At 64.2% G+C, this 8,972-nt stretch carries 8 protein-coding genes and 1 riboswitch; of the genes, 4 read left to right on the top strand and 4 right to left on the bottom strand.

The window, feature by feature from the left end:
- The 3 genes from EN893_RS02445 to EN893_RS02435 all read left to right on the top strand — a co-directional run.
- The coding region (locus EN893_RS02445; protein ID WP_128361388.1) for an AAA family ATPase at positions 1-926 on the top strand (926 nt) is incomplete at its 5' end.
- Between the two features lie 4 nt (positions 927-930).
- Positions 931-3,180: a DUF5682 family protein gene (locus tag EN893_RS02440; protein WP_127270098.1), complete on the top strand. Its 2,250-nt coding sequence runs from the start codon at positions 931-933 to the stop codon at positions 3,178-3,180.
- On the top strand, positions 3,173-4,399 hold the full coding sequence (locus EN893_RS02435; RefSeq protein WP_127270708.1) for a VWA domain-containing protein: 1,227 nt from the start codon (positions 3,173-3,175) through the stop codon (positions 4,397-4,399). Before EN893_RS02440 ends, EN893_RS02435 begins: the two co-directional genes overlap by 8 nt.
- A gap of 60 nt (positions 4,400-4,459) precedes the next feature.
- On the opposite strand, the gene fba is transcribed toward EN893_RS02435, so the two are convergent.
- The 3 genes from fba to EN893_RS02420 form a co-directional block, all read right to left on the bottom strand.
- Positions 4,460-5,524 (bottom strand): class II fructose-bisphosphate aldolase, encoded by a 1,065-nt coding sequence (gene fba / locus EN893_RS02430; RefSeq protein ID WP_013532928.1) that lies wholly within the window; start codon positions 5,522-5,524, stop codon positions 4,460-4,462.
- A gap of 162 nt (positions 5,525-5,686) precedes the next feature.
- Positions 5,687-6,160, bottom strand: a complete 474-nt coding sequence (locus EN893_RS02425; RefSeq protein ID WP_127269811.1) for a 6,7-dimethyl-8-ribityllumazine synthase — start codon at positions 6,158-6,160, stop codon at positions 5,687-5,689.
- Positions 6,161-6,237: 77 nt separating this feature from the next.
- Positions 6,238-6,436, bottom strand: a riboswitch (FMN riboswitch).
- 66 nt (positions 6,437-6,502) lie between these two features.
- A complete protein-coding gene (locus EN893_RS02420; RefSeq protein WP_127269809.1) occupies positions 6,503-7,672 on the bottom strand; it encodes an MFS transporter in 1,170 nt (389 codons plus the stop codon).
- A 49-nt stretch (positions 7,673-7,721) separates the two neighbouring features.
- On the opposite strand from EN893_RS02420, the gene EN893_RS02415 reads away from it, so the two are divergent.
- A complete protein-coding gene (locus EN893_RS02415) occupies positions 7,722-8,261 on the top strand; it encodes an Lrp/AsnC family transcriptional regulator (protein ID WP_127269807.1) in 540 nt (179 codons plus the stop codon).
- 9 nt (positions 8,262-8,270) lie between these two features.
- Here EN893_RS02415 and mtnA read toward each other — a convergent pair.
- Positions 8,271-8,972, bottom strand: a 702-nt coding sequence (gene mtnA, locus EN893_RS38945) for an S-methyl-5-thioribose-1-phosphate isomerase (RefSeq protein WP_245490791.1), incomplete at its 5' end; no start/stop codon positions are given.

The raw sequence follows: 8,972 nt of genomic DNA, 5'->3' as shown, positions 1-8,972 counted from the left end.
CAGTGATAACGCCCAAATATGTCGGCCGCCGCCGGCTGATGGAAACCGCGGTCGCGACGCTCGCCACCGATCGCGCGCTGTTGCTGCTGGGTGTTCCCGGCACGGCCAAATCCTGGGTGTCGGAACATCTCGCCGCCGCCATCATGGGCGATTCGACCCTGATCGTGCAGTGCACGGCCGGCACCGACGAGAACCAGATCCGCTATGGCTGGAACTACGCACAGCTTCTGGCAAAGGGCCCAAGCCAGGATGCGCTGGTGCCGACGCCGCTCTACCGCGCCATGCAGGACGGCAAGCTTTGCCGCCTCGAGGAGCTGACGCGCATGGGCTCCGATGTGCAGGACACGCTGATCACCGTCCTGTCCGAAAAGATGATGCCGATCCCGGAACTTAACACCTCGATCTACGCGCAGCGCGGCTTCAACATCATTGCCACCGCCAACAACCGCGACAAGGGCGTCAACGAGTTGTCGTCAGCGTTGAAGCGCCGCTTCAACGTCGTCGTGCTGCCTTTGCCCGAAGACATGGCGGAGGAAGTGGCGATCGTCTCCAAGCGGGTCGGCGAGATGGCCGGCGGTCTTGACCTTCCGGTGCCGAAGAATGTCGGTGAGGAGATCGCGCGAGTGCTGACCATTTTTCGCGAGTTGCGCTCCGGTGCTACAGCCGACGGCAAGGTGACGTTGAAGACGCCGTCCGGTTCGCTGTCCACGGCCGAAGCCATTGCCACCATGGTCGGCGGCCTCAGCCAGGCGGCCTGGTTCGACAGCGGCAAGCTCGGCGCCGAAGGCCTTGCCGCCAGCCTCGTCGGCGCGATCGTCAAGGATCCCGTGCAGGACAAATTGGTGCTGGAAGAATATCTGGAAACCGTGCTCAAGAAGCGGCCAGACTATGCCGGCTACTACGCGGCCTTGAACGCGGCAATCTGACGCCATGGGGCTCAGCGACGTTTCCTATTTCGGCATACGCCATCACGGGCCCGGCTCCGCCGACAGCCTGGTGCAGGCGTTGCAGGAGTTGAAACCGGTCGCCGTGCTGATCGAAGGACCGGCCGACGCCAGCCCGCTGTTGCCGTTGCTCGCCCGCCCCGAAATGCAGCCGCCGGTGGCGCTGCTCTGCTATCCCGAAGACGATCCGGCCTCGACAAGCTTCTGGCCCTTCGCCGAATTCTCGCCGGAGTATCAGGCGACGCTCTGGGCCGTCACCAACAATGCGGCAGTGCGCTTCATCGATTTGCCGTCGTCAGCCCGCACTGCGCCGATTGAGGCCGTGGGGGAAACCGAGAGCGATGGAACGGAAGCCAACGTCGAGGCTGACTTGGCGCCGCATCTGCGGGACCCGATCGGAACGCTGGCACAAGCTGCCGGCTATGAGGATGGCGAAAGCTGGTGGTCTGATATCATCGAGCAGAACCCGCAGCCGGGTCCAATCTTCGCGGCAATAGCCGACGCGATGACGACGCTGCGGGACGGCGAAGGTCCGCTTGCGGCGTTTGAGGCGAAACGCGAAGCGCATATGCGGCTTGAGATCGCCGCCGCGCGAAAGGAATTCGATGGGCCGATCGCTATCGTTTGCGGTGCTTTCCATGTGCCGGCGCTGCAGGCGACGCGACCGCTGAAGGAAGACCAGGCGCTACTCAAGGGGCTCGCCCGCCGCAAGAGCATGATGACCTGGGCGCCGTGGACGGGGCCGCGTCTGGCGCTGGGCTTCGGTTATGGCGCCGGCGTTGTCGCGCCCGGCTGGTGCAAGCATCTGTGGCAGACGCGCGGGCAAGGCGACGCCTCGGTCCTTTGGCTGGCGAAGATCGCGGCGGTCCTGAGGGCCAAGGGGCACATGGTCTCGACCGCCTCGCTGATCGAAGCCGAACGGCTGGCCCGCACGCTGGCTGTGATCCGTGAACGGCCAAAGCCCGGTTTCGAGGAATTGCGTGACGCCGCGATCGCCGCCCTGTTCAACGGGGAAGCGCTGCTGTGGGCGCTGGTCGAAGCCGAATTGCTGCTGGGCGCCGATGTCGGTGAAATTCCGCCAGACACGCCGCTGGCGCCGCTAATCGAGGACCTGCAGCGCAACCAGAAGGCGGCACGGCTGAAGCCCGAGGCGCTGGAGCGCGAATTATCGGTCGATCTGCGCAGCGAGAGCGGGCTGTTTCGGTCGACCTTGCTGCACCGGCTGTCCGTGCTTGGCGTGCATTGGGGCAAACTCATCGACAGCGGCCGTAGCCGCGGCACCTTTCGCGAGCGTTGGACGCTGTCGTGGGAACCTGAGTATGCCGTTCGACTGGTGGAGAACCTGGTCTACGGACCAACCATCGAAAAGGCGGCCAATGGTCGGCTGATCCAGATGATCGGCGCGGCGACGTCTCTTGATGCGATGGCCGCACTGGTCCAGGGCGCCATCACGGCAAACCTGTCGGAAGCGTCGATCGCCGGTCTCGCGGCCTTGGAGGAACGGGCAGCCCGCAGCAGCGAATGCCTGGAAATCCTGACATCGGTGCCGCCGCTCGCCGACATCATCCGCTATGGCGAGGCTCGCAAGACGGAAACCGCCCGTCTGTCCGGTCTGCTGGAGCGGCTGATCGTCGAAGGCGGGATCGCGCTCGCCTATGCCGCCCGCGACCTCGATGCCCAGGCATCCACGACGCTGGTCGGCGCCATGCGCAAGGCCGACGAAGCGATCAGTCTGGTCGAGCCTGAACAGGACGTGCTGGACGCCTGGCGCAATGGGCTGGCTGCGGTGCTCGATGGATCGCGCTCGACGGCGCTGGTGGCAGGCTGTGCCGCGCATCTGCTCTACGAAGCCGGCCATCTGTCAGCCGACGCGGCAACCGGTCTGATCGCACGACGTCTGTCTCCAGGAACGCCTGTCACCGAGGCTGCAGGGTTCTTCGAGGGTTTCTTCAGCACTGCCGGCCAACGGCTGATCTACGACGAGGGCCTGCGCGGTGCGGTGGATGCCTGGCTCGCATCCCTCGACGAAGACGCCTTCATTGCGCATCTGCCGTTGCTGCGCCGGGTCTTTTCGCATCTGGACTCGATGGAGCGGCGGCGGTTGATCGAAGCGGTGCTCGGCCGCGCCGCACGCCTGCCTGCCGGACTGACGCCGACTCCGGATGGCGGCGAAGCGTGGCGCCGCCATCTTGAACGGCTCGGACCCTTGCTGACGGGAGGGAGCGGCAATGGATGACGAGGCCGAAATGAGCGAACCAATCCAGGCCGGCGACGGACGGGAGCGCCGCTGGCGCCTGGCGATCGGTGCCGATGAGGAAACCTCGTCAGCGCTGTCCGACACCGACAAGCGGCTTTCGGCGGCGCTCGATGCGCTTTACGGCGATGGTGCCGGCGATGCGGCCGCCGATCCGCGCAAGCGGCGCGGCGGCCTCGGCCGCTCGGCGCCAAGGGTGGCACAGTGGATGGGCGATATCAGATCGTTCTTTCCCGCACAGGTCGTCCAGATCGTCCAGAAGGATGCCTTCGAACGGCTCAACCTGAAGCAGATGCTGATGGAGCCGGAATTCCTTAAGGCGATCGAGGCCGACGTCAATCTCGTCGCCGACCTGATTTCGCTGCGCTCGGTCATGCCGGCCAAGACCAAGGACATTGCGCGCACGATCATCGCCGATATCGTCGCCAAGCTGATGCAGCGGCTGGAGCAGAAGACAGCCGAGGCGATCCGCGGCGCGGTCGACCGGTCGCAGCGCACCAACCGCCCACGCCAGCGCGACATCGACTGGCCGCGTACGATCTCAGCCAACCTTCGCCATTACCAGCCCGAGCACAAAACCATCGTGCCGGAGAAGCTGGTCGGCTTCATGCGCAAACAGCGAAGGCTGGTCGACCTGGATGAGGTGGTGCTGTGCGTCGACCAGTCGGGCTCGATGGCAAGCTCGGTGATCTACGCCTCCATCTTCGCCGCGGTGATGGCTTCCCTGCCGGTCGTGCGGACCAAGCTTGTCTGCTTCGACACGGCGATCGTCGATCTGACCGAGGAGCTTAGCGATCCTGTCGAAGTCCTGTTCGGCGTGCAGCTGGGCGGCGGCACCGACATCAACCAGGCCGTGGCCTATTGCGCGGACCGCATCGAACGGCCGACCAAGTCGCATATGGTGCTGATCACCGACCTTTATGAGGGCGGCAACGGGCAGGAATTGCTGCAGCGGCTTGCTGCACTCGTTCGCTCCGGCGTCAACGTCGTGGTGCTTCTGGCGCTGACCGACCAGGGCAGGCCGGGTTATGACCCGAAGATGGCAGGCTCGGTGGCCGCCCTCGGTATTCCGGTCTTCGCCTGCACGCCGGATTTGTTTCCAGACATGATGGCGGCGGCATTGCGTCGGGAAGATATCGGCGCATGGGCGGCTGGCGCCGATATCAAGCTGGTTCGTGCCGAGGCCGAGACTCCGGAGTAAAACAGCCGTCGCCAGAGCTGCCAGGATGCTTCTGGCAGCTCTGGGATAAATGGCTGGAGCTCAGCCGAACTTCGGGTCGAGGCTGCCCGACTTATAGCGCTTGGCCATTTCGGCGACCGGCAGCGGCTTGATCTTCTGCGCGTTGCCGGCGGTGCCGAACTGTTCGAAGCGCTCCTTGCAGAGCTTGCGCATGGCGGCCATGGCCGGTGTCAAATATTTGCGCGGATCGAACTCGCTCGGGTTCTCGGTCAGCACCTTGCGGATCGCGCCGGTCAGCGCCATGCGGTTGTCGGTGTCGATGTTGATCTTGCGCACGCCGTGCTTGATGCCGCGCTGGATTTCCTCGACCGGCACGCCCCAGGTCGGCTTCATCTGGCCGCCATATTTGTTGATGATCTCCTGCAGGTCCTCGGGCACCGAGGACGAGCCGTGCATGACCAGATGCATGTTCGGCAGGCGGCGGTGGATCTCCTCGATGACGTTCATGGCCAGCACCGCGCCGTCCGGCTTGCGCGAGAATTTGTAGGCGCCATGGCTGGTGCCCATGGCAACCGCCAGCGCATCGACATGGGTGTCCTTGACGAATTCCACCGCCTGTTCCGGATCGGTCAAAAGCTGGTCGTGGCTGATCGCGCCTTCGACGCCGTGGCCGTCTTCCTGCTCGCCGCCGCCGCTCTCCAGCGAGCCGAGCACGCCGATCTCGCCTTCGACGGACACGCCGCCCCAATGCGCCATGTCGACGACGCGCTTGGTGATGCCGGAATTGTAGGCGTAGTCGGCCGGCGTCTTGCCGTCTTCCTTCAGCGACCCGTCCATCATGACCGAGGTGAAGCCGTACTGGATCGCGGTGACGCAGGTGGCTTCGTTGTTGCCATGGTCGAGATGCATGCAGACCGGAATGTCGGGATGGATTTCGACCAGCGCGTCGATCAGCTTGGCCAGCACCACGTCATTGGCATAGGCGCGCGCGCCGCGGCTGGCCTGCAGGATGACCGGCGACTTGGTCTCCTCGGCGGCCTCCATGATGGCGAGGCCCTGTTCCATATTGTTCATGTTGAAAGCGGGCACGCCGTAGCCGTATTCGGCGGCGTGGTCGAGCAATTGTCTCAGTGTTATGCGAGCCACCCAATAGTCTCCCGTATCTGGTTTCAAGCGCAACGTCGCGGGCCGGCCGGTTGCCGGTCGGCCCTTGATGCTTCTGGCGGGATTTCAACGGAACCGCAACCTTCAGAGCTCTTCTCGATCGCAATTCTTGTTGCAGGGCTGAAATCCGGCCGTTTTGGTGACTTAAGCCGCGATCAACTCCCGCGCCGCCAGGATCTGCACGCAGGCATTGGCCGCCTCCTTGCCCTTGATGGTGAAGTGCTCAAAGAAGAAGCGGTGGTGCTCGGCGCTGTCGTGGTAGTTGTGCGGGGTGAGCACCGCCGACAGCACCGGCACGCCGGTCGACAACTGCGCGTTCATCATGCCGTCGAGCACCGCGCTGGCGACGAATTCATGCCGGTAGATGCCGCCATTGACGACAAAAGCGGTGCCGAGGATCGCGGCATAGCGGCCGGTCCCGGCCAGGGTCTTGGCATGCAGGGGGATTTCATAGGCGCCCGGCACGTCGAAGACGTCAACGGTGAAGCGCTCGCCTCCGATGTCAGCCAGTGCCGCTTCGAAGGCCTGCACGCACTGGTCGACGATGTCGGCATGCCAGCGCGCGCGGATAACGGCGATGCGAGTCTTTTCGTAGTCTTTATGGGAATGCTGATTCATGGGCCCATCCTTCCGTTTCGAACCAGAATCAGGACGCACGATACGGATTAAGCCCGCGAAGAGCGGGCCGGCTTCCGTTTCGTTCTCTTCCATCCGGACTCTAACCGTCGGCTCCGGAATCACACCGGATCTGCTGACCTTTCCGAAACCGGAAAGCGCTCGCGGGCTTGGGCCCGCGCATGACCCCGAAAACCGGAACGGTTTTCGGAAAGGAATCATGCGCAACTAAGAGTCCTTACCGCCGGTGGGGACTTTCACCCCGCCCTGAGAACATTAACGGCTTTGTATGAAAGGGCAGGGCGCTGCTGTCAACCGTGAGAAGGTTGGGCCAAGTCCGTTCGATTATCGCGTGCGCCACGCCGCCGCCGATGCGGCGATCAGCATCAGCGATGCTGCGACCATTGCGCAGGTGGCAAAACCAAAGCTGGAGTAGAGCGGCCCGAAGCTGGTGGTGCCGACGAAGACCGCGAGGTAAGTCACCGCACTGTTCAGGCCCATGATCGTGCCGCGCCGCGAGGGATCGAGCGCAGACAGGCGCATTACCAGGACATTCAGGCCGAAATGATTGGCCAGTCCCCAGATTGCCACCATGGTCAAGGTCAGCCCGAAACTGCCGCTCGTCGCCGCCATCGCGACATAGACGACTGCGACCAGAAGATAGGCGAACGGCATTACGCGCCGCGCACCCAGTCTGTCGATGACGCCGTCGAGCAGAGCAGCCGTCCCGAAGCCTATGCCGTAGGCAAGCGCCGCCAGGCCATTGGCGCTCACCGGCTGTCCCAGCCCGACATGAAGATGGTCGCCGAGATAGCCATAGACGCCGTAGAACGAAGTCATGAAGGCCGCGCACGCCACCAGCAGCGGCAGGATTCCGGGAATGCCGAGCGCTTCCAGCGGGGCGGGCGCCGGTCCGGCCTTCCTGATGTCGCTGAGCGACGTCACTGTCAGCCCCATCCATGCAAGGGCCGCAAGCACCGCGACCGCTGCGAAAACGGCGCGCCAATGCACAAGATCGGCAAGCACGGCCGAAAGCGAAACGCCGGCGACCATGCTGAGCGTCCATCCAGTCAGGACGACGCCGATCGTGCCGCTCTCCCTGCCCGGTGGGGCAATGGCTGCGGCGCTGGCATAGATCGCGGGCATGGCGATGCCGGCAGCGATGCCGGCCAGCAGCTGTGCGGAGACCAGCATGGTCACCGTGGGTGCAGCGGCACTTGCGACCAGCGCCAATGCCAACAGCAACAGTGCGCTCTGCAGCATCCTGCGAGCACCGAGCCGGTCGATGTAGCGCGCAAGGAACAGGGCGCTTGCGGAGGTGCCAAGGCCGAACGCTGCCGCCGCAATCATCACGGCCGGCACGCTGGTTCCGAACGACGAGGCGACAGCCGGTGCGATCGGACCCAGCACAAGCGAGTTCGAGCCGATGACAGCGATGCATCCGGTCAGCAGATAGGCAAGCGCCGGGATCGGGGCTCGGGCAGTCAATGGCGCAACTTGATCAATGTTCGACATATCAGCATAATGGCCGTATTCCATTCAGCGGAGAACCCGGAATTTCGCCATGGATGAAGAAACAGATGGCATTCTGCAGAACAGGCCCGCGGCCCGCGATCTCGACGCGACAGACCGAAGAATATTAGGTGTCCTGGTCGATGACGCCACGATCAGCTACGCCGAACTCGGCGATCGCGTCGGCTTGTCGCCACCCGCAGCGCATGAGCGGGTCAAACGGCTCCGTCGCAGCGGCGCCATCCGCAACACAGTCGCCATCATCGATCCCCGGGCGGTGAAAAAGCCTTTGCTTGCCTTTGTCCATATCGACACCAGGGGCTGGGGAAAGACGCCGGAGCTGATGGCGGTCTCGCAATATCCCGAAGTCGAGGAGATCCATACGGTCGCCGGCGACACCTGCATGCTGCTGAAGGTCCGCACGGAAGACACCAGAGCACTCGAAGGCCTTTTGGCGCGCCTGTACGAAACGCCGGGGGTCACCTCGACGCGCAGCTATGTGGTTTTATCGACCTATCTGGAGCGGCCGGTGCAGCCGGGCATTACCGAGACGTGGCCGACCCCGAAGCATATGGCGGAGCCTCTGTACTAGGGACGTGGGCTACGCCCGCTCGGGGAACATCGCCTTCAATCCCTCGCGCGATGCCTTGGCAACGCCGCGCTCGGTGATCAAGCCGGTGACCAGTCGCGCCGGCGTCACATCGAAGGCCGGGTTGGCCGCAGGCGTCGTCTCCGGCGAAATGCGAACCTGGGCAATCTCGCCGGCAGCGGTCTTGCCCCAGACCAGCGAGACCTCGTCGGCCGAGCGCTGCTCGATCGGGATCTCGGCCAGTCCGTCATGTACCGTCCAGTCGATGGTCGGCGACGGTAGCGCGACATAGAACGGCACGTCATTGTCGGCGGCGGCGAGCGCCTTCAGATAGGTGCCGATCTTGTTGCAGACATCGCCGTCGGCCGTTGTGCGGTCGGTGCCGACGATGACCATGTCGATTGCGCCGCGCTGCATCAGATGGCCGCCGGCATTGTCGACGATCAGTGTGTGCGGCACGCCGTGCCCGGCCATCTCCCAGGCGGTCAGCTGTGCGCCCTGGTTGCGCGGCCGCGTTTCATCGACATAGACATGGACCGGAATGCCGGCTTCTGTGGCCAGGTAGATCGGCGCCGTGGCGGTGCCGTAGTCGACCGTGGCCAGCCAGCCGGCATTGCAGTGGGTCAGGATGTTGACCGGTTCGCCCTTCTGCTTGCGCGCCGCGATCGCCTTGATGATGGCAAGACCGTTCTCGCCGATGGCGCGGTTGAGGCC

This window comes from Mesorhizobium sp. M7A.F.Ca.CA.004.04.2.1 (assembly GCF_004022825.1).
Taxonomy (GTDB): Bacteria; Pseudomonadota; Alphaproteobacteria; order Rhizobiales; family Rhizobiaceae; genus Mesorhizobium.
This window is presented reverse-complemented; position numbering and strand designations above follow the sequence as displayed.

What these genes read in the sequence shown, in the direction of transcription:
- EN893_RS02435 (WP_127270708.1), top strand. Translation starts at nt 3,173, where the DNA reads ATGGATGACGAGGCCGAAATGAGCGAACCAATCCAGGCCGGCGACGGA.
- EN893_RS02440 (WP_127270098.1), top strand. Translation starts at nt 931, where the DNA reads ATGGGGCTCAGCGACGTTTCCTATTTCGGCATACGCCATCACGGGCCC.
- EN893_RS02415 (WP_127269807.1), top strand. Translation starts at nt 7,722, where the DNA reads ATGGATGAAGAAACAGATGGCATTCTGCAGAACAGGCCCGCGGCCCGC.
- EN893_RS02420 (WP_127269809.1), bottom strand. Translation starts at nt 7,672, where the DNA reads ATGTCGAACATTGATCAAGTTGCGCCATTGACTGCCCGAGCCCCGATC.
- EN893_RS02425 (WP_127269811.1), bottom strand. Translation starts at nt 6,160, where the DNA reads ATGAATCAGCATTCCCATAAAGACTACGAAAAGACTCGCATCGCCGTT.